Below are 20406 nucleotides of genomic sequence, written 5' to 3'. Positions count from 1 at the left end.
GATTGACCCGTGAATATTGATCTGGCGGTGATCGGCGGCAGCGGCCTGTACAACTTTTCCGGACTGGAGAACGCGTCACGCCACGGCGTCGACACGCCCTACGGCCCAGCTTCAGGCGATGTGGTGACCGGCGATTTCGCCGGCAAGCGCATCGCGTTCCTGGCCCGGCATGGCGAAAGCCATACGCTGCCGCCGCATCGGGTCAACTACCGCGCCAACCTGTGGGCGCTGCACAGCCTCGGTGCGCGTCGGGTGATCGGCGTCAATGCCGTGGGCGGCATTCGCGGCGACATGGGGCCGCGGGTGATCGTGGTGCCCGACCAGCTGATCGACTATACCCACGGCCGCTACACGAGCTACTGCGATGTGGACGGTGCCGAGGTGAAGCACATCGACTTCAGCGAGCCGTATACGGAATCACTGCGTCTGCGGCTGCTCGCGGCTGCGCGTACGGCGGACATCGCGGTGATCGGTGGCGGTTGCTACGGCGCCACCCAGGGGCCGCGGCTGGAAACCCGCGCCGAGATTGCACGGATGAAGCGCGATGGCTGCGACCTGGTCGGCATGACCGGCATGCCCGAAGCGGCGCTGGCGCGTGAGCTGGCGCTGGAATACGCCTGTCTCGCGCTGGTCGCCAACTTCGCCGCCGGCTGTGGCGACGAGGCGGAAATCAGCATCGATGAAATTTTTGCCCATCTGGCGGCGGCCACGGCCGAAGTGCCACGCATTCTCGCCGCGATGCTTAAAAGCTGAGCACCGTGTCGGGTTTTGCGCGGCGCTAGCGTTTTTTCGTATTGCACTGGGCCTTCACATATTGTTACTTTTCCTCGGCCAGGGCGGCGAACCGGAGGGGGCCGAGGTTCAGCGCAGAATCCTGGCGCACCCATTCCATGGATCCAGAGGTTCGCGCAATGAGTTTTGGTACGGTCAAATGGTTCAACGACGCCAAGGGTTTCGGTTTCATCGCACCCGAGGATGGCACTGCGGACGTATTCGTCCATTTTTCGGCGATCACCAGCAAGGGCTTTCGCAGCCTGCAGGAAGGTCAGCGCGTACAGTTTGAAGTGACCCAGGGGCCAAAGGGCGCTCAGGCTTCGGCGGTTGAAGCTGCCTGATCGCCAGACAAGCGTTGTAAAGCAAGAACGAAACCCCGCATTCTGTGCGGGGTTTTTTTGCTTTTCGAGAACGGAGAATGCAATGAGTGATCGCAGGCGTTTCCTCAAGGGTTCGCTGCTGGGTGTCTCGGCGTCCATGCTGGCCTGGGGCGGCAAACTGGCCGCCGCACCGGCAACCCGAGGCGGCCAGCCGGCCGCCGGCGGCACCGCGAAGGCGGCTGCCCGGGTGGTTTCGACCTGGGATTTCGGCGTCGCCGCGAACCAGGCGGCGTGGACCATCCTCGGCAAGGGTGGTCATGCACTGGACGCGGTCGAGACCGGCGTACAGGTGCCCGAGTCGGACCTGAAGAACCACAGCGTGGGCAAGGGCGGCTATCCCGATCGCGATGGCCACGTCACCCTGGACGCCAGCATCATGGATGCCGACGGCAACTGTGGCGCGGTCGCGGCGATCGAACACATCGAGCATCCGATCTCGGTGGCCCGCCGCGTGATGGAACGCACCCCGCACGTGCTGCTGGTCGGCGAGGGCGCGCTGCAGTTCGCGCTGGAGCAGGGCTTCAGGAAGCAGGACCTGCTCACGCCGGAAGCGGAAAAGGCCTGGCACGAATGGCAGAAGACCGCGCGCTACAAACCCTCGATCAACAGCGAAGTGCATGACTACGGCAGCACGGGCATGCCCGGCGGTGCGCACAACCACGACACCATCGGCATGCTGGCGATCGACGCTAACGGGCGCCTGGCCGGCGCCTGCACCACCAGCGGCATGGCGTGGAAAATGCGCGGCCGCGTCGGCGACAGCCCGATCATCGGCGCCGGCCTGTACGTCGATGGCGAGGTCGGCGGCGCCACCTCCACCGGTGTGGGCGAGGAAGTGATCCGCAACGCCGGCAGCTTTCTGGTGGTGGAACTCATGCGCCAGGGCCGCTCGCCGCAGGAGGCGTGCAAGGAGGCGGTAATGCGTATCGTCAAGCGCCGGCGAGAGGCATCCAAGACCATACAGGTCGGTTTCCTGGCCATGAATCGTGAAGGCGAGGTCGGTGCGTACGCGATCCAGCACGGCTTTGCCTACGCCGTGTGCGATGCGCAAAAGCAGGATGGCCTGATCCCGTCGCAAAGCGTCTACACCACGAGCTATTCGTGATGCTTGAAATCGCCGCCAACTCGATCGCCTCCGCGCTGGCGGCGCAGGAGGGCGGAGCGGGGCGGGTCGAGCTTTGCACGGCGCTGGAACTGGGCGGGTTGACGCCTTCGCATGCGCAGGTGGCATTGGCCCGTGACCGCCTGCGCATTCCGCTGTACGTGCTGATCCGACCGCGCGCCGGCGACTTCCTCTACAGCGAGCTGGAATGCGAAACCATGCTGCGCGACATCGAAACCTGCGTGGCGCTGGGTTGCGATGGCGTGGTGCTTGGTGTGCTCGATGCCGAGGGTGACGTGGACATGCCGCGCTGCCGCGCCTTGATGGCCGCGGCCGGCAGACTGGGCGTGACTTTTCATCGTGCCTTCGATCTCAGTCGCGACCCGATGCGTGCCTTGGAAGACATCGTCGAACTCGGCTGCGAGCGCGTGCTGACCTCCGGCGCCCAGACCAGCGCGATCGAAGGTGCCGCGTTGATCCGTGACCTCGTCACGCAGGCGAACGGACGTCTGACCGTGATGCCCGGGGCCGGTGTCACCGTGCAGAACATCGCCGCGCTGGCCGCCGCCACCGGTGCGCATGAATTCCATGCCTCCGCCAAACGCCAGCTGCCGTCTGGCATGCAACACCGACAGGCGCTGCTGCCCGAGATGCAAGGCGGCGAACTAAGCAGCGATGTGGATCAGGTGCGCGCGCTGGCGACGGTACTGGGGACAGGTTCTGCTCATCCACCTGCAAAGCAGGGGGAGGCTGGGAGGGGGTAGAGCTTTTGACCTTGCCAGGGCAAGAGCCACCCCTCCCCAACCCTCCCCTGCTGCGCAGAGGAGGGAGCACAGCCGAAGAAACGAAAGCACTCCCCGCGGCCCGACGCCTGGCTCGTCTGCGGCCCGATGCATGACTCGGTCACCCTGAGCACATCCGCGCAGCGGCGAAGTCGAAGGGCCACCGCCCTGAACCGTTCACCCTGAGCGCAGCCACGTAGCGGCAAAGTCGAAGGGCCACCGCGAGGCTTCGACTCCTCACCTTCGGCGTCGCGCTCAACCCGAACGGAATCTTGAGAGCGACTGCCGAACCGCTCCCTACGGCAGCGCACGGTCGCCCCGCTTGGTTACTATGGGCATTGGCAACATACCCAGAGGACCCACCGAGTGATCATCAAGCCCAAAGTCCGCGGTTTCATCTGTGTCACTGCCCATCCGGTCGGTTGCGAGCGCAATGTGCTCGACCAGATCAAGGTCACCCAGGCCGCGGGCCACGATGCGGCCAAGGGGCCGAAGCGCGTGCTAGTGATCGGCGCGTCCACCGGCTACGGCCTGGCCTCGCGGATCACCGCGGCATTCGGCTACGGCGCCGCCACGCTCGGCGTGTTCTTCGAAAAGCCCAGCAGCGAGGACAAGACCGGCACCGCCGGCTGGTACAACTCCGCCGCGTTCGACAAGGCCGCCAAGCAGGCCGGCCTGTACAGCAAATCGATCAATGGCGACGCGTTCGCCCATGAAACTCGCGCCAAGGCCATCGAGATCATAAAGAACGAGATGGGCGGCCCGATCGACCTGGTCGTCTACTCGCTGGCCTCGCCCGTGCGCAAGTTGCCCGACACCGGCGAAGTAGTGCGCTCCGCGCTCAAGACCATCGGCGAACCGTTCACCAACACCTCGGTCGACACCAACAAAGACACGGTGATCGAAGCCACCATCGAGCCGGCCACCGAGCAGGAGATCAAGGACACCGTCACCGTCATGGGCGGCGAGGACTGGGCGCTGTGGATCGACGCGCTAAGCGCCGCCGGCGTGCTCGCCGACCACGCCAAGACCATCGCCTACAGCTACATCGGCACCGAAATCACCTGGCCCATGTACTGGCACGGCACACTCGGCCAGGCCAAACAGCACCTCGACAACACCGCCAAACAGTTGCGCAGCCGCCACCCCGGCCTCGAAGCCTACGTCGGCGTGATGAAGTCCGTCGTCACCCAGGCCAGCGCCGCCATCCCGGTGATCCCGCTGTACGTGTCCATTGCCTTCAAGATCATGAAAGAGCAGGGCATCCACGAAAACCCGATCGAACAGGCTAACCGCCTATTCCACGACCGCCTCTACCGTGCCGATGGCGACGCGGCACCGACCGACGACGAAGGCCGCGTGCGCCTGGACGACTGGGAACTGCGCGACGAGGTGCAAGATGCCTGCAAGACCCTCTGGCCGACCGTCACCACCGAGAATCTTCGCGAGATCACTGATTACGCGGGGTACAAGCACGAGTTTTTGAAGTTGTTCGGGTTTGATCGGGGGGATGTGGATTACGAGGCGGAGGTGGAGGCGGATCGGCGGTTTGATTGTTTGGAGGGGTGAGGAAACTGTAAATTGACCGGGAATCTATCACCCCTTTTGAAACCCTTTGAGCGGTTGCATCTCACTATGACCGATATGGTTCCGACGGAAGATCGCCTTCGATTCTTCGTTTACATCATCGAATCACCATCTCCTGTTGACCTCTATCACCGCAGAGGAGAAGGAGATGTACTTCGGCAAGCGATCAATTTGAATCAAATTGAATGCACGCTACGGCTCGCCATCAATCTTGAGGCGTTTCAAGCCTCTATAAGCGTCGGCTTGCCAGAGGCAATGCAAGCCACCCCCAAATCCATACCAATTTTGCACATCAGCGCCCATGGCTTCAGCGAGGGAATTCAGCTTTCATCGGGCGAAGTCATCGAATGGGCTCAACTGCGCGAGCTACTAATTCCAATAAACAAAGCACTTAATGGAAATTTGATTGTCTGTATGTCCACTTGCGAGGGCTATTCAGGCAGTCGCATGGCAATGGTTGCAGATAGTGATGATCATCCCTTTTACGCAATCATTGGTAACGGCTCGAAACCCACTTGGCCGGAGACAGCAGTTGGATTTGCAACGTTGTATCACCTAGTGGCAAATGGCCGCTACATCGCTGATGCTGTTGATGCCATGCGCGTTGCCTCTGGAAATGAAAGCTTCTTTGTCACCACTGCCGAAGAATCCAAGCAAGGCTATCTTGATTTCATTCAAAATCTTGATGCAACCGAAGTTAAAGAAGACCTTGAGCAGCAAGCTAAGGCAGATGATACAAACGAGTTATCCAAGCTGCTGAGAGCAAGTACCTGATGGTACGTGATAGAAATAGTTATCGAGGTTAGCTCAGCCACCACTACGAGAAAGTAAGTCTCGTGCGGTAATTTCCGACTCGCTAAAGGTCTCTGGAATTAGCTCAAGGCGTCAGCGCAACACCCAACGCGTTCATCGTCTGCGTGGTCATCTTTCCCGTAACTACCAGTCCGTGCGCGCCCTGAAACTTTCGCAACGCAAGTTTGGTGGACTCGGTGAGTTCTCCGTCGATGGCACCGGGGTCGTAGCCCTTGGCGTATAGCGCGGCCTGCACACGCATGATCATGAGTCGAAGTTGGTCAGCGGTGGGTCTAGATGTGCCCGTAGACATCAAAGGCTGTATTCCGGACGAGTAGCTATTGGTTGGGGCACGAGCGGGCGCCGGCGTCGGTGGTGTGTAGGCTGGTGTGTATGCGGGCGTGTAGTCCCGGGGCGCGCGATAGATGCCACTGCTGCCAGAGCTGTGCGAAGCGTGAGAGCTGTGCGAACTATGCGAGCTATGGCTTGCGTACATGTTGCGCACGTTGACGTTCAAGGGTGCCGCCAGCGTTACGGCAAAGTCGCCGTCGTGAACAGCCAGATCAGTGAGGCCCTTGTTTCGGTCCGCGTTGTCCGAACCATGAGCTACGCCATGGAGTGCCGACAACACGGCTCCAGCCACTGTTACTGATTTGCGCATTGTTCTTCTCCTTCCAATATCGGTTTAAGTGCGCGGCTCGTCCAATCCGGTGTCACCCACGCAAAGAGTCCACCGCAGCGTTCCCTAACCACGCAGGATTCGCAGGCTGGTAGGTAGTGCTGTTTCCAGTCGGAAATGCTCCGGCGTGCGTACGGCCAAAGCGATCGCGGCAACGTGCAAAGAGGGAGGTTGTAGAGCGACACCGGCATGTCGCGCGTGGTCAGATAGTCGACCGATTCAGCTAGTACGGCCGACATGTCAGCAGGATCAATCCAGAGTTCGTCATGGTGAGCTCGTGCGAATCCCGTGGGCTCTGTGCCCATCAGAGCCACGTGTTCGACAAAAGGCAGGTTTCGATAGAGGAATCGAACGAGGGCAGGCAGGTGTTCGACCACGGGCTTGATCAAGACCACCCGGATTTCAATGCGCTGCTTGGCCGACTCGAGCGCATACAGGCCGCGCATGGTCTCAGCGAATGCGCCCGCGCTCTGCACCACGTAATCGTGGAGGCCGTAGTGGTCGCCGTAGAGCGGAATGCCCCACATCAGCGCCGGATGCAGTCCGGTAAACGAGCTGGCCAGCACCCCACCGCCGAAATTGCGCCCGTTGGATAGCACGTGCAGTTGCGTGTGCGGCAATACGCTCGCGCAGTGCTCGATGACGCGGTTCAGGCCGGAGCCCAGCAGGGTTGGTTCTCCACCTGTGATGGTCAGAGATGGTTCGTTCTGGTCGATGGGCTCAGTCAGGGCGCAGATCTGGCTTATCCGCCAGTCGTCGGCAATGTCCCGCGGTGGTTGTGAGCACATCAGGCAGAAGCTGTTACAGCGCTCGGTCGCAAACAGAATGTTGTTGTTCGCACCCCGGCGGTAACGCAGCGCGGCCTTCGATGTCTCCGGTACGACTTCTATGACGTCGCCAGGTTGGGCATTCAACGTTTCTGGTGGAAGGGTTACCCATGGTCGCTCTGCGGGCGCCTGTTCGGGGTCGTTCACGACGAAGCCGGCCCATGGGAGTTGGGAGAGTGTGGGTGATGCCGCGCGAACCTTGGGGTCTCGGAGATCAAGCACCATGCGTTCGAGGGGAAAGAGGCCCGATGCGAACTCCGGCAGGGTGGCAACTTTGAGCAGTGTCGGCTGTGTCCATCCGTCGAGCTGCACTTTTGCATCAAGTTTATGCATCAGGCGGCCTCCGCCTCTCGCGCAATGCCTCTGCGCGTTGCTCGCAGCGCCCAGTCTTCAAGAATGAGCTGGTCAGTGGCTGGGCCTTGTTCCCAGCGCCGAAGCAGGAGGTCAAACAGGCCCATCTGTTTGCGGCAGAAATCGCTGGTAGGCCGGTGACCGATGGTGTCGCCCTGTCGGGCGTAATGATCGATGGGGTCGGCACCACATAAGGGCACGTAGGCACAGTCGGCGCAGGTCGGAAGTGCTTCCGCCACACCAGCCGCAAACACACGCTGCATCGCTGGCGAGTTCAGCCAAGTACTAACACTCTCGTTTACGTGTCCCAGTGCAAAGGCATGGTCACCCATGGAGGCGAGCATGCGGGCTTCGTCCGAGGGATAGACACGACCATCGTAGTCATAGACCACGGCGCCGAGGCCAGCACCCGTTGGAGAACGCAGATCCACATAACCATGGGAGAAGGGTGTCAGTAGCTGTGAGAGCAGCATGCGGCCGTAGGTTTCCTCCAGAAAATAGCCTTCCCGGTTGACGGCCAAGAGATGATCGAGCGCGACTTCATAGAACTGGAGGAACTCCGCCACGAGATACCCATTGCGACCCTCGGTTTTGCGAGCGAAGCCATAGGGGCTGAGCGGCCGGAGAGAAATCGAGTGGAAGCCGAGCTTCCGATACTCATCAATGATTTCGTGTGGAGCTTCCAGGCTGCGGCGCGTGAGCGTCGTCAGGGCAGAAACAGCATCTTCTCCGAGCACCTTGCGGCCACGCTCGATGCCTTCAATCGTGCGTCGGTAACTGTCGCGCTCGGCACGTGGACGGTTTGCGTTATGCAACCACTCGGGGCCGTCGAGCGATGTGGAAAGCTCAAACTGATGATCCTGCATGAAAGCCAATTGGTCGTTGGTCAAGTCGTGCAGGGTAGAAGCGATGACGAATCGGAGCGCTCGTCCTTCACTCCGATTACGTTCTTCGATAGCTTCTACCAAGGTGCAGATGCGAGCGAAGTGGAGCAAGGGTTCGCCACCCTGGAACTCAACGGTCAACGTCGGTGATGGCCATTCAAACAAGCGCTCGACAGCATACGCAGCCGTCACGTCAGACATATCGAAAATCGTGTTGCCCACAGGCTGACGTGAAACCTGACAATAGGAGCAGGTGTGGTGGCAGCGCAGGGAGACCACGAAGATGTGCAAAGCAGGCCCGTGCTCGATGTAAGACTTTCGCGTTCGGTACTGTGAGAGCAAGGGTGCGAGGGTTGAATGGTTTGGGTCGGCTGCAATGAGGTGTCGCGCTTCCATCTCTGCAAAGAGTGGTTCGGCGCGATCGAGTCTCCCCTCCATCGCGCGCTCAAATTCATCCCGCTGGGCGATGAGCCAATCGCCCGCCATAGAGGTGACCAGCACTCGGTATTCGTCCCACGGCAAACGGCGGAAGCGTAGGGGTAGAAGGTGATAGCCGCTGTTTCCGGCAAAGGCTTGCGATGGAGCGAACTTCACCGTTTCCGACCGGCGGTGGTCAGCACTGGTAGCGCTTGACGCAGTGCCGCTTGAACAAGGGCCGTGTGAAGCTCACCGGTCTCGGATCGGATTCGTTCGCGCAGTCGTTCATCGAGCGCATCATTCCGAAAGCGCTCCGCAAGCAAAGAAGAGGCGGTGATATCCGTCTTTGGTGTCAATCGAACCAGCGCGCCCACGGTTTCGACAAAGTAATCATCGGTGTAACGGTGCGCAGTGCGAGCGATGACATCGACGGAGAACAAGCCTTCGTCCAAAACAATCTCGATAGCATTCATCGCTATCCCCCTGATTTCCCCTCACCGATGGTGCGCCTTAAGCCGAACTGCTGCAAGAAACTCACCGAAACAAAGGCTGAAGTGCACTTAACGGGCGGCGGAAGTAGAAAGTCGACCCTGGCCCCCAGTTTTGCTAGTTACGGCTCAACGCGGAAAAAGGTGTCAGGGACATTTTCCTTCCGCTTAGGCCTTTTTCGCGACTGGCGCTAGAATCGCCATCCCACGTTTGCGCCAGTTGTGTGATCCCACTCTCCATGAAACATCCATTGACTCCTGACAAGCGCTATCTGGTGGTTCGAGGACGGCTATGGCGGGCAGCCAATCCGGCATTGGCGCCCGAGGTGCGAAAGGCTCAGGTTGATCGACTCATGACGGCGCGCAGGGCGGTGCGCAATGCGCTCCAATCCGGCGATGACGAATCGCTGGCGCGCGCGCGGAACGAGGTCGACCAGGCCAAGGTGGCGCTAGGCGAGCGCGGCCCGGTGTGGTGGACCGATGGTGCACCCGATCTCAATCGCCACCTGGTGAAAAACACGCCGTACGCAGCCTGGATCGAGTGCCACAGGAACGAGCGGGAAAAGCTGAAGCCCGGGTCGGAAGGCCATTGATCGGAAGCCCGGGGCAGAGTGCAGTTTCCGGAGCCATGCAAACGCCGTCCAAAACGGGTCCGGTGCATCTAGGGGGTCAGAGCACAGGGTTCGCCGTTGCTGGAACAGTTATTCGATAGGGAAGCGATCCAACAATCCACCATCACAATCTCACTCCGATCCACTCCCATTCGCGCGAAGCTAGCCGTCGTTGATCTGTCCGGTGGAACGCTTTGACCCACTGGTACCGACGACCCGAAGCGGGATTTCTCTGAAAACCTTGCCGTGGCGCATACCCGTCGTGGCTCTGCACCGACACTTCTGATTCAATGAGGAACCTCGGTAGGCAGAAGAGCTCAGATGGCGGATTCGATGCACGCCGCTCGCCGCAACAAGCCTCGATCGCGGCGCGCAGCGGCAATTATGCTGGTGTTGTTCAACACGCCCCTGATGGCGGTTGCGCAGACACGCTCGGAAGTCGCCCTCGAGGAAGTCGTCGTCACGGCGCGTCGAACTGAAGAGCCCTTGCAGAAGACGCCGGTTGCCGTGACCGCATTGACGATGGATCAGCTCGAAGCGCGTTCCGCCAAGGACCTGCGCGACATCGGCCGATTCACGCCAAACACGTACCTGACGAACACCGGCGGTCAGAGCCCTGACACGATTGCCATGTTCATTCGTGGCGTAGGTCTTGCCGATCACCTGGTCACGGCGGATCCGGGCGTGGGCCTCTATGTCGACGGCGTGTACTACGCGCGCGCGGACGGAGCCGTGCTTGATTTCATCGATGTCGAGCGCGTCGAAGTTCTGCGCGGACCGCAAGGGACGCTGTTTGGCAAGAACACCGCCGGCGGTGCCATCAACGTCATCAGCAATCCACCCGATCCGGACGGCGGCGGCCTTCTTTCTCTGACGGGCGGCAACGTGGGCCAGTTCGAGGCGCGTGGCAATGCCAGTGTTCCACTCGGTGACAATCTCACGCTGGGTTTAAGTGGCCTGAAGAAACGTCGCGGGTGCCTCGCCCGCCGCATGTACGACGGCGCGTGCGTCGGCAGCATCGATCGTCTCAGCGGTCGTGGCTATTTGCGATGGACGGCGAGTCCTGACCTGACTGTCGATGTGATCGCCGACACCACCACTGGCCACTCTCACATGCTGCCGAACCATCCGGCCGGCTACGACCCGGACCAGGCCTTCTTCGCTACTTACAACAACCTGGTCGGAGCCGGCAAGATTCCCGGCGGAATACCGTATAGCGACTCGACGCCGGGCGTAAACCCCGACCGCTTTGCCACTTCCGGTCGGGCGCCGACGGAAGATCCGCTGCACGCATATGGCGTGTCAGTGAATGTTGAATACCACATCGGCGACGCGACGCTACATTCGATCACGGCCTATCGTGGTGTCTCCTCACTGGCCTTCGAGAACGGCGGCGGCGGCACCGGTGCGATCTACGACTCCGCGGTTTCCTACAGCTACAGAAAGTCGCACTGGTTCAGCCAGGAATTGCGCGTCGACGGTAAGACGCTCACGGATCGCCTGGCGTACGTCGGCGGCCTCTACTATTTCGGCGAATCCGGTCAAACAAACGATTCCATCGGGTTCTTCGCTCCGCTGCAGGCGGGCTGGGTGAACTTCAACAGGCAGGAAACGAATTCCTACGCGGCATTCGCGCACGGTTCGTATAGTATTTCCGACCGGCTGCACGTCAGCGCGGGCATCCGCTTCACGCACGACACCAAGGATTGGAGCGCGAAGTACGCGCAGTTCAGCAATTTTGCTTCGACGACGTTCGATCCGAACACGCAGGCGCTTGCGCTCGTTCGCAGTCGTGGCGCGGGCATTCCCAACGAGTTGAATGCCGATGCGACGTCGACCTCGCCGTTGCGACGCCGAGGTACCTGGTCACCCATCACGCCGCGAGTCGGTCTGGATTTCCAGGCAACGCCCGATCTGCTCCTCTTCGCAAGCGTCGCGCGCGGATCACGTTCCGGCGGCTTCAATGGCCGCGCGACCTCCGCGATCGCCACGACGCCCTACGACCCGGAGTTCGCACTCACTTACGAGATCGGTGAGAAAGCCGAGTTCCTGGACAAACATGTCCGCATCAACGCGACTGCCTTCTTTACGAACTACGAAGATCTGCAGGAGACGGTGGCAACGTGCATCCGTTTGCCCAACGGCGAGTGTCAGATCGATTCGGGCGGACTCGCATTCGCACCGTTCGTGACCAACGCCGCAACCGCGAACATCCATGGCGGCGAACTGGAACTGGTGGTACTCGGACCGAAGGCGCTACGCGTGGAAGCCAGCGCCGGATACATGCACGCGAAGTTCACGAGTGTCGATCCGGCCGCCACGCAGGCTACAGGCCTGTCGACGAACAGCGTCGTGCCGTTCGTTCCTACGTGGACCGGCATGCTCGCCGCTCAGTATTCAATGAATTTTTCGCGAGGATCGCTGACTCCGCGCATCGACTACACCTGGCGCAGCGCAGTCGCGTTCAACATCAATCCCGGACCTTACGGCGTGCAGGGCTCGACCGGGCTGATCAATTCGACACTCACTTACATCGATCCCGACGATCGCTGGAGTGTGCAGCTGTATGTCCGCAACCTCACTAACAAGCAGTACGCCCTTTGGATCAACGAGTTCAGCCATGTCATCGGCGGCCCGGGCGGCGCGGTGACTGTTGCTGACCCGCGCGAATACGGCCTGACGGTGACGCGCAGATTTTAGAAAAAGGCGTCAGGGACCATTTCCGGGTCGCCCGAGCGCGCTTCGCCGCAACGGTGTAATTTCTCATTCACGACGGCGTCGCCGCTTGAGACATGCTTGGGGGTTCGCATGCAACTTGCTCCGCTCATCTGCGTACATGACGTCGAATCGAGTAGCCGCTGGTATCAGCGCCTGCTGGGCTGCCAGAGTGGGCACGGCGGCACCAAGTACGAAAGGCTCAACTCGAAGGGCCGCCTCGTTCTTCAGCTGCACAACTGGTACGAGGAACACCAGCATGGTCCCCTCGGTAACCCGCAGCTGCGTCCTTACGGCAACGGCGTTCTTTTGTGGTTCGAGCTGGAAGACTATGAGGCTGCCGTGCGTCGTGCGGCGGATATGCAAGTCGAGATCGCCAAGCCAAGTCATTTGAGCGAGAACGGGAACTGGGAGCTCTGGCTACACGACCCGGATGGCTACATGATTGTGCTGACCAGCCCTTTGCCAGATCAGGCGACCAATACCAGCTGACAATTCGCTCAAGCGAAACAGGCGCATCGGTAGCGGAGGTGGAAGGTCGCCACTGATCCCAGTTTTTGCCAGTTTCGGTTCAAGGCGGACGGCGCCGCCGCCGCTCAACTCAAGCGTCAGACAACCTTGGAGATCACATGGCAGCTCAAACAAGATCACTCGTCGCGTTTGCCCATGTCGCCAACGTCGAACGAAGCATCAAGTTCTACGCCGACCTCGGTTTCAAGGTGGCGAACAGCGTTGTTCCACAAGGGCAAACCGCTCCTGTCTGGGCATGGCTGGAAAGTGAAAAAGCCAACCTGATGGTGGGGCTTGCGTCGGGGCCGATTGATTCGTCCCAGCAAGCCATACTCTTCTACCTGTACTACGAAGACATCAAGCAAACCCGCGCCACCTTGATAGAGCTCGGACATAAACCAGGTGGGATCGCGTATCCGTTCTACATGCCAGGCGGCGAGTGCAGGCTTGAAGATCCGGACGGTTATGTCTTGATGCTTGCACAGATCTAGACGAAACATTGGTATTGACGAGCGTTCCATGGATGAAAATGATGCTCACTGACTTGCTTGAGCATCGACACTCCGTGGCGTTACGTCGCTGCCTATTTCGACGTATCCAGCTTCCAGAGGAACACAGCCAGGAAGGCAATGGTAAGAACGATCATGCTCCCTAGGCGAAGAACGTGATTGTCGGCCGCTATCGCTTTGAAAGCCGAAATCGTCAGAACACCGTAAATCAGAACTGTCACCCAACCTTGCCAGGTTCTCGGGCCGTAACCTATGCCGAAGCGTTTGGGTCCGAACCAATACGTGCGAGCAGACTTCATGAGCTTCTCCAGTGATGGGGTGTGCAGTACGCCGTGAGTGTATGACTGACCTTGGCAGCGAAACAGGGGTAAGGATGCACTTGATTCGGCAGTGTGAGTAGAAAGTTGACGCCCGACGCTTGCGACAACAGATGTTTGGTCAAAGACCAGTAGATCGGTTTTCGGTCAAGCATCCGGAATCCGTCACTGGTTTTGTTTGGCTGGAAGAAGCGATTGGATTCATGTTCTGTCTCGATGGCCGGTTGCGGCATCGGAGGATGCTGCTTCGCCGATCGAACGAATGGCACGTGCCGGGTTTCCCCCGACAAGGGTGTTCGCGGGGACGTCCCTGGTGACGACCGAACCCGCAGCCACCACCGAGTTTTCGCCTACCGTCACCCCGCCGACAATGATCGCGCCGGCGGCGATCCAGACGTTTCGCTCGATCACGATGGGTTTTCCGATCGTGGTACTGCGTCGCTGTGAAGGGTCAACGGGATGGCCTGTCGTGATGATGCTGACGTTCGGTCCGATCATCACATCGTCCGCGATGTCGAGACCACCGAGGTCATAGAACGTGCAGTTCTGATTGACGAAGACATTGCGCCCGACGCGGATTTCGTTGCCGCCGGCGGTAAAGAAGGGCGGGATCAGCAAGAAGCTCTCGTCCACTTTTTTGCCGATGAGTTCGCTGAACAAGGCGCGGACTTCGTCTGAGTCGTTGAATGTCAGACGGTTGAGCGCGGCGGTGATCGCCATCGCTCGTTTGGTGTTCGCCAACATCGCTGCCGATTCCGGCGTCCTGCTGTGGATCGTCCTGGTGTCGCACTCATTCGACATTCGTTATTTTCCCCGGGCTGCGGTTGAGCGTGCGTTTCGGTGCATCATCAATAGCTCTTTCCGCGCGCCGACACCGGCCAGACCACTTCCACCTTGCCGTTGCGCACGCCGACGTACCAGTCATGGAGGTTGCAGGTCGGGTCGCAATGGCCGGGAATGAGCTTCAGCTTTTCGTTGATGCGCAGCACGCCATGCCTGTCCTCGATCACGCCGTGTTCGTCCGAGGCGTTGATGTAGGTCACGTCGTCGCGGCCGTGGACGACGGGCAGGCCGCTGTCGAGCGACTGCACCTTGAGTCCCGCGTCGCAGACAGCCTGATCGGGTTTCGCGTGGCTCATCACCGAGGTCAGGATGAATAGCGCGTTCTCCCACTCGCCCTGGTCGATGCGGTTCCCATCCTCGTCTTTGATGCGTCCGTAGTCCGCATCCATGAAGGCGTAGCTGCCGCATTGCAGTTCGTTGTAGATACCCGATTTGGACTCGAAGTAATACGAGCCCGTGCCACCACCGGTAACCAGCCCGGGTGGCAGCCCGGCCGCTTGCAGGGCTTCGACCATCGTCTTCACCAGTGCGATGGCGATGTCGAGCTTGGCCTTGCGCTCCGTGTAGCTTTCCAGATGTTGCATGGCGCCCTGGTAGGCCTGGATGCCGGTGAAGGTCAGTCCCGGCGCGGCGTCGATGGCTTTGGCGATGCCGACCGCTTCGTCGGTCGTGGCAGCCCCGCAGCGGTTCGCGCCGCAGTCGATCTCGACGAGGCACTCCAGGATCGTGCCGTGTTTTTGCGCGGCGTTGGAAAGTTCGGTCACGTTCGCCACGTCATCGACGCAGACGATGATCCGCGCGCCGTAGCTCGGCAGGTGGGCGAGTCGGTCGATCTTGCCCAGGTCGCGCACCTGGTTCGATACCAGAATGTCCCTGATGCCGCCACGCGCGAAGGCCTCGGCTTCGGAAACCTTCTGACAGCACACGCCCACCGCACCGCCCAGGCTTTCCTGCAGCTTCTGCACATCCACCGATTTGTGCATCTTGCCGTGGCTGCGATGGTGCACGCCGTGCGCTTGCGCGTACTCGCCCATCTTCACGATGTTGCGCTCCAGCGCGTCGAGATCCAGGACCAGGCAGGGCGTCTGGATATCCGCCTCGTCCATGCCCGGCAGGGCGGGGATGTCATAGCCGACTTCGCAGTCGATGAAATCCGTCTTTGCGTTCACGGGAATCTCCGCAGTTCTCATTGGCGTGTCGGGGTTGTCATGGCTTGCGCCGATAATGACATTGACGCGCCCACCGGGGGATCGGCTTCCCGACGTCGATTCTCCGGGCGGGTTCGGCCGAGGAGGGGGCAGGTTGGTTCATCCCTGATTCCTCGGGCACGCCAACCAAGCACTTACGGCCTCGTCATCGATACCTGGCCGGTGCTCGGCCGATCGAGTCACTGATCGAGCGACACCACGCAGTCGATTCCTGTTCGCGCCATCTTCGCGTAGGGGCAGATGCGCTCGGTATTGCGCACCAGCTCCTCGGCAATCGCACGATCGACATCGGGCAGGCGGATGCGAATGTCCGCGGCAAGCATGAACAGGCCATCGGCGGGATCCCTTCCGAAGGTGACCTGGGCGACAACCTCGGCATCGGGGATCGCCACGTTCGCCCGCGCGGCAAGCAGGCTCAGTGCACCATGGAAGCAGGCGGCGTAACCGGCCGCGAACAACTGCTCTGGATTCGTGCCGCCGCCTGGCCCGCCAAGTTCCTCGGGCATCCGCAGCCGCAAGTCGAGGATGCCGTCATCGGAGCGAACCACACCCGATGCACGGCCATGCCTGGACTCACCGCCGTTGACCCGTACGGTAGCCGTGTAGAGCGGAAGGAAGTCCGCTCCACGATGCTTGTCGAGCAGTGAGGCGGGGGGCGGTCGCAGATCGGTCATGGCTTGACTCGGAGTGCTTGGGAAATGACGCCTGGGTCTGCTTCAGGCAAGGATGTTTTTTGGCAAGGATCGCAGCCCGCATACCGGGCAGGTGGCCGGGTTTCACTTCGGCGCTCCGCCAGCGGCGAAGGCCGAGCGGCTGAACCAGGTCTGGAAGTCCTGCGTACCCAACCGGGCACCGTTGCCCGGCAGCAGGGTGCCTGGTTCCAGCACGGCGCCGAAGTAAAGCGCCTGCGGATCCGCGACGACCTTGCGCGGATCCTTGATGGCGGTGAGGAAGCGCTGGACCAGTTCGGCCAACGGGGCCTTCTCGGGACCGGCAATTTCCACCGTGCCATTGACCGGTGCACCGAGCGCGTAGTCGGCCACCGCATCCGCGACGTCATCCGAGGCGATCGGCTGCATCAGTCCCGTCGAAAGGTGGGTCTCCTGGCCTTGGGCGCTCGTACCGGCGATGCCGCCCAGGAATTCGAAGAACTGGGTGGAGTGGACGATGGTGTAGGGGATGCCGGAGGCACGTATCAAATTCTCCTGTGCCAGTTTGGCGCGGATGTAGCCGCTTGTCGCAAGCGCAGGGCGACCGGTGCCTACCACGGACAAGGCCAAGTGGTGTTTCACGCCAGCCTTTTTCTCCGCGGCAAGCAGGTTGTGGCCCGACGTCTCGAAGAAGTCCAGCACGGCCTGATCCTCGAACGAGGGCGAGTTGGCCAGGTCGATCACCATGTCGGCTCCTGCCAGGGCCCGGTCCAGACCTTCGCCGGTGAGGGCGTTGACGCCCGAGGATGGCGCGGCGGCGAGCACCTCGTGGCTGTGCTTGCGCAGCCGGTCGACGACCTTGCTGCCGATGAGTCCGGTACCGCCGATGACAACGATTTTCATGAGACACCTCCTGCTTTGCGTGGGACCAGGGACACGTCGTGAAGTCATGCTACGCGTGGCCATCGGCGACCGGTAGGACTGCCGACGATCTCGCGGTGTTACCGGCCACGCACCAATCGGCGTCGCCGCAGGCGAAGCGGCAGCGTCAGGCGAGGTTCGTCGCGAGTTCTTCCGCCGCCTTGTCTCTGACTGCAGACGGAATCGGGGTCAGCTCGGTCATGCACTCCAGGTCCAGCGCGCGTATCGCCGTGGTCATGTAATCGATGAAGACGCGGATCCTCGCCGGTAATTGTTGCCGGCTCAGATAACAGAGGTAGTGCCCGCGATCGTCGGGCGCGTACTGCGCCAGGCACGCCACCAGCCGACCGGTGCGCAGATGTTCACTGATCTGATAGCCGCCCAACTGTGCGAGGCCCTGACCGTCAAGCACGGCCTGCAAGACCAGTTCGTCGTCGTTGAACGTGCAGTTGGATGATGGCAGGACCTTCTGGATCCGGCCGCCGACTTTGAACTCCCATTCGAAGATCCTTCCCGACGTCGTGCGGAAATTGATGCAGGTATGCCCGGCCAGATCCTCCACGTGGCGCGGCCATCCATGCTTGCGCCCATAGGCCGACGATGCGCAAACCAGCATCGGCATCGGGATCAGCTGTTTCGCGATGATCTGGCTGTCTTCCAAGCGCCCGTCGCGAAAAGCCACGTCCACCCGGTCGGCGCTGAAGTCCATCGTGCGGTCATCGAGCAACAGGTCGATGGCGATATCCGGATAAGTCGCGCGAAAGCCGTTGAGCAGCGGCGCCACGATGCGGCGCCCAAAGCCCATCGTCGCGCTGATCCGCAATTGTCCGCGGGGCGGCCCTTCGCGCAGGTCGCGCATGTCCTCGATCGCCTGGACGATCCGCTCCACGCCCGGATGGCAATTCCGGTAGAACAGTTCGCCTTCGCGGGTCAGCGACGTGCTTCGGGTGGTCCGAAGAAACAGCCGCGCGCCCAGTTGGGCCTCGAGCTTCTGCACGCTGCGGCTGACCGCCGAGCGGTTGATGCCGAGGCGGTCGCCGGCACGGACGAAACTGCCCTCGATCGCTACCGCGATGAAGGCCACGACACCAGCGTAACTTGCTGAAAAACTTGCGGCGAGAGCGTCGCTGCTCTGGCAATGGGCCTGCTCGGGATTATCGATGGTCATCTGTCGGGGCCTGTCATGACGAAGCGATGCGGACACCGGCATCAGCCGGCCATAACCGATAGACGTTTCGATAACGACGCTTGTGACATCGTGCGGCGGATTGGTGCGCAAAGGGCAACGCGGCGAGGCCGCCGACGCGTCTACCCGACGCGCCACCTCGACCCTACGCTGGGACCCGCCACGCCATTGCGCGCTCGGGTACCTCAGCCGCTCTGAGGCCTGGCCACACGCCTGCGGAGGAGTTTCACCATGACTCAGCGAATCGACTATCAGCAACAAGCACCCGAGCTCTTCAAGAAGCTCGTCGCCTTCAACATGGCGGTAAAGAAGTCCAGCATCGAGGAGTCCATCGGCAGTCTCGTCGAGATCCGCGCATCGCAGATGAACGGATGCGCCTTCTGCCTGGACATGCACATCAAGCAGGCCACGATCAGCGGCGAGCGTCCGCTGCGCATCCACCACCTGCCGGCATGGCGCGAATCCACGCTGTTTTCCCCCCGCGAGCGCGCGGCGCTGGCCTGGACCGAGGCGCTGACCCACATGTCGCCGCAGGGCGTTTCCGGCGAAGTCTACGAACAGGTGCGCAAGGAGTTCTCGGAGAAGGAAATCACCGATCTCACCTACGCGGTCATGACGATCAACGCCTGGAACCGCATCAACGTCGCCTTCAGGGCCACCCCCGGTACGGCCGACAAGGCGTACGGACTCGACAAGGCCGGGCTTGCCTGATCCTTGACCGGCGCGGGCACGTCGCACCGGCCGCTTCTTCGACGCCCCAGCCAAGTGGCTGGGGCCAGCCATCATGAGGAAATATCCATGCGCATGTTCATGAGCTTCGGACTGCTGTTCCTGCTCGCGTCCGGCACGGCTCTCGCCCAGCCGGCCGAGACTTCCACCGCATCAACCCCGCCCATGGCCAAGGTCAGCGAGCTGATGACCAAGGCGCTCAAGGACTATCCCGGCAAGGAAGCCCTGATGATCACCGTCGTCTATCCGCCGGGCGCCGTCGATCCGGTTCATCGCCACAATGCCCATGCGTTCGTCTACGTGCTCGAAGGCTCCATCGTGATGGGCCTGAATGGCGGCAAGACAGTCACGCTTGGACCCGGGCAGACCTTCTACGAAGGGCCGAACGACGTGCACACGGTAGGACGCAATGCCAGCAAGACCAAGCCAGCCAAGTTCCTGGTATTTCTGCTGAAGGACCAGAATGCTCCGGTGTTGACCCCGGTGCACTGAGCTTTTCGCTTCACTGCGCCGACAAAGGAAAACCCGACGCCACTAAGGCGCCGGGTTATCGGTGATCACTGCAACGGAGCGCGTCAATCGCGCGATTTGGCTACCACGCTGCCATCGTCCGGGTCGACCAGTAGGTCGACATCGGTGCCTCGCGCGGTCCGGGCGTCCGCGTTCCACAGGCCGTCCTCGAACTTCACATCGTGGACATTCTGATAGCGTGCCGTAGCCAGCTTGGCTTTGACCTCGTCCTCGTTGAGCTTGGACGGTGCATCGGCGACATACACCTTGCCGTTGACGGGGCCGACCGCAAGCTTGACCCATTGCTTGTTGCCGCCACGGGCTTTGCTCCGCCACACACCATCCTTGAACTCCAGGCCTTTCACTTCCTTGTAGCCGGCGCCGGCGATCGCGGTCTTGACCGCGTCCTCGCTCAGCGTGCCGCTGGGCGGTTGCGCCGTCCATGACGAGACCGTGGTGGTGGTCTGCGTGGTCGTTGTCGCCGATTGGCTGGCCGCTGGCATGTTTTGCGCGAGGGCGGCACCGCAAACCGACAGTCCAATCAACAGGGGAAGCAGGCGCTTGATCATGGTGCACTCCTTGAGGTGTTGAAACGAAACGGTAGCGCCGGCTCTCGCGCAGGCGTGGTTCAAAA

Annotated in this window: 23 protein-coding genes; 13 read left to right on the top strand and 10 right to left on the bottom strand. The window is 61.2% G+C overall.

Translation table 11 applies throughout. The features are described from left to right. Positions 1-9 precede the first annotated feature (9 nt). The 6 genes from ACPPVV_RS09990 (at position 10) to ACPPVV_RS09965 (ending at position 5399) form a co-directional block, all read left to right on the top strand. A complete protein-coding gene (locus ACPPVV_RS09990; RefSeq protein WP_426699753.1) occupies positions 10-753 on the top strand; it encodes an S-methyl-5'-thioinosine phosphorylase in 744 nt (247 codons plus the stop codon). A 158-nt stretch (positions 754-911) separates the two neighbouring features. Further along, complete coding sequence (locus ACPPVV_RS09985; protein ID WP_426699752.1) at positions 912-1115, top strand: cold-shock protein; 204 nt, start codon at positions 912-914, stop codon at positions 1113-1115. Between the two features lie 82 nt (positions 1116-1197). Then, entirely contained in the window at positions 1198-2259 is a 1062-nt protein-coding gene (locus tag ACPPVV_RS09980; protein ID WP_426699751.1) for a N(4)-(beta-N-acetylglucosaminyl)-L-asparaginase, read from the top strand. Then, on the top strand, positions 2256-3020 hold the full coding sequence (locus ACPPVV_RS09975) for a copper homeostasis protein CutC (RefSeq protein WP_426699750.1): 765 nt from the start codon (positions 2256-2258) through the stop codon (positions 3018-3020). Before ACPPVV_RS09980 ends, ACPPVV_RS09975 begins: the two co-directional genes overlap by 4 nt. A 384-nt stretch (positions 3021-3404) precedes the next feature. Next, a complete protein-coding gene (gene fabV, locus ACPPVV_RS09970; protein WP_426699749.1) occupies positions 3405-4607 on the top strand; it encodes an enoyl-ACP reductase FabV in 1203 nt (400 codons plus the stop codon). A gap of 66 nt (positions 4608-4673) precedes the next feature. Further along, the gene (locus ACPPVV_RS09965) at positions 4674-5399 is read left to right on the top strand and encodes a hypothetical protein (protein WP_426699748.1); all 726 of its coding nucleotides are present in this window, start codon (positions 4674-4676) and stop codon (positions 5397-5399) included. A gap of 103 nt (positions 5400-5502) precedes the next feature. On the opposite strand, the gene hxsA is transcribed toward ACPPVV_RS09965, so the two are convergent. The 3 genes from hxsA to hxsB are packed head-to-tail and all read right to left on the bottom strand — an operon-like array spanning position 5503 to position 8752. Continuing rightward, entirely contained in the window at positions 5503-6078 is a 576-nt protein-coding gene (gene hxsA / locus ACPPVV_RS09960; protein WP_426699747.1) for a His-Xaa-Ser repeat protein HxsA, read from the bottom strand. Beyond that, positions 6063-7256 (bottom strand): His-Xaa-Ser system radical SAM maturase HxsC, encoded by a 1194-nt coding sequence (gene hxsC / locus ACPPVV_RS09955; RefSeq protein ID WP_426699746.1) that lies wholly within the window; start codon positions 7254-7256, stop codon positions 6063-6065. Before hxsC ends, hxsA begins: the two co-directional genes overlap by 16 nt. Beyond that, the gene (gene hxsB, locus ACPPVV_RS09950) at positions 7256-8752 is read right to left on the bottom strand and encodes a His-Xaa-Ser system radical SAM maturase HxsB (RefSeq protein WP_426699745.1); all 1497 of its coding nucleotides are present in this window, start codon (positions 8750-8752) and stop codon (positions 7256-7258) included. The genes hxsC and hxsB overlap by 1 nt, the downstream gene beginning before the upstream one ends. A gap of 50 nt (positions 8753-8802) precedes the next feature. On the opposite strand from hxsB, the gene ACPPVV_RS09945 reads away from it, so the two are divergent. The 5 genes from ACPPVV_RS09945 to ACPPVV_RS09925 all read left to right on the top strand — a co-directional run bounded on the left by ACPPVV_RS09945 (position 8803) and on the right by ACPPVV_RS09925 (position 13390). After that, a complete protein-coding gene (locus tag ACPPVV_RS09945) occupies positions 8803-9258 on the top strand; it encodes a hypothetical protein (protein WP_426699744.1) in 456 nt (151 codons plus the stop codon). A 44-nt stretch (positions 9259-9302) separates the two neighbouring features. Then, complete coding sequence (locus ACPPVV_RS09940; protein ID WP_426699743.1) at positions 9303-9656, top strand: hypothetical protein; 354 nt, start codon at positions 9303-9305, stop codon at positions 9654-9656. A 339-nt stretch (positions 9657-9995) separates the two neighbouring features. Then, the gene (locus tag ACPPVV_RS09935; RefSeq protein WP_426699742.1) at positions 9996-12374 is read left to right on the top strand and encodes a TonB-dependent receptor; all 2379 of its coding nucleotides are present in this window, start codon (positions 9996-9998) and stop codon (positions 12372-12374) included. A 108-nt stretch (positions 12375-12482) separates the two neighbouring features. Next, positions 12483-12881 carry a VOC family protein gene (locus ACPPVV_RS09930; protein WP_426699741.1) on the top strand — a complete coding sequence of 133 codons (399 nt, stop codon included), beginning with the start codon at positions 12483-12485 and terminating at the stop codon, positions 12879-12881. A 137-nt stretch (positions 12882-13018) separates the two neighbouring features. Beyond that, positions 13019-13390 (top strand): VOC family protein, encoded by a 372-nt coding sequence (locus ACPPVV_RS09925; RefSeq protein ID WP_426699740.1) that lies wholly within the window; start codon positions 13019-13021, stop codon positions 13388-13390. A gap of 92 nt (positions 13391-13482) precedes the next feature. Here ACPPVV_RS09925 and ACPPVV_RS09920 read toward each other — a convergent pair whose 3' ends face one another. The 6 genes from ACPPVV_RS09920 to ACPPVV_RS09895 all read right to left on the bottom strand — a co-directional run bounded on the left by ACPPVV_RS09920 (position 13483) and on the right by ACPPVV_RS09895 (position 18626). Next, a complete protein-coding gene (locus ACPPVV_RS09920) occupies positions 13483-13707 on the bottom strand; it encodes a hypothetical protein (RefSeq protein WP_426699739.1) in 225 nt (74 codons plus the stop codon). 219 nt (positions 13708-13926) lie between these two features. Further along, complete coding sequence (locus ACPPVV_RS09915; protein WP_426699738.1) at positions 13927-14469, bottom strand: sugar O-acetyltransferase; 543 nt, start codon at positions 14467-14469, stop codon at positions 13927-13929. Positions 14470-14573: 104 nt separating this feature from the next. Further along, positions 14574-15737 carry a 3-hydroxy-D-aspartate aldolase BhcC gene (gene bhcC / locus ACPPVV_RS09910; protein WP_426699737.1) on the bottom strand — a complete coding sequence of 388 codons (1164 nt, stop codon included), beginning with the start codon at positions 15735-15737 and terminating at the stop codon, positions 14574-14576. A 218-nt stretch (positions 15738-15955) separates the two neighbouring features. Further along, positions 15956-16450: an Ohr family peroxiredoxin gene (locus tag ACPPVV_RS09905; protein ID WP_426699736.1), complete on the bottom strand. Its 495-nt coding sequence runs from the start codon at positions 16448-16450 to the stop codon at positions 15956-15958. Between the two features lie 102 nt (positions 16451-16552). After that, positions 16553-17329, bottom strand: a complete 777-nt coding sequence (locus ACPPVV_RS09900; RefSeq protein ID WP_426699735.1) for an SDR family oxidoreductase — start codon at positions 17327-17329, stop codon at positions 16553-16555. Between the two features lie 145 nt (positions 17330-17474). Next, positions 17475-18626 (bottom strand): LysR substrate-binding domain-containing protein, encoded by a 1152-nt coding sequence (locus ACPPVV_RS09895; protein WP_426699734.1) that lies wholly within the window; start codon positions 18624-18626, stop codon positions 17475-17477. Positions 18627-18764: 138 nt separating this feature from the next. Between ACPPVV_RS09895 and ACPPVV_RS09890 the strand changes: the two genes are divergently transcribed. Both ACPPVV_RS09890 and ACPPVV_RS09885 read left to right on the top strand, forming a co-directional pair. Beyond that, positions 18765-19244, top strand: a complete 480-nt coding sequence (locus ACPPVV_RS09890) for a carboxymuconolactone decarboxylase family protein (RefSeq protein ID WP_426699733.1) — start codon at positions 18765-18767, stop codon at positions 19242-19244. A gap of 87 nt (positions 19245-19331) precedes the next feature. After that, on the top strand, positions 19332-19754 hold the full coding sequence (locus tag ACPPVV_RS09885) for a cupin domain-containing protein (RefSeq protein WP_426699732.1): 423 nt from the start codon (positions 19332-19334) through the stop codon (positions 19752-19754). 83 nt (positions 19755-19837) lie between these two features. Here the strand turns inward: ACPPVV_RS09885 and ACPPVV_RS09880 are convergent, their stop codons facing one another. Further along, positions 19838-20341, bottom strand: coding sequence for a PepSY domain-containing protein (locus tag ACPPVV_RS09880; protein WP_426699731.1), 504 nt, complete (start codon positions 20339-20341; stop codon positions 19838-19840). Positions 20342-20406: the final 65 nt, after the last annotated feature.

Source organism: Rhodanobacter sp. Col0626 (assembly GCF_049994385.1).
Lineage (GTDB): Bacteria > Pseudomonadota > Gammaproteobacteria > Xanthomonadales > Rhodanobacteraceae > Rhodanobacter.
This window is presented reverse-complemented; position numbering and strand designations above follow the sequence as displayed.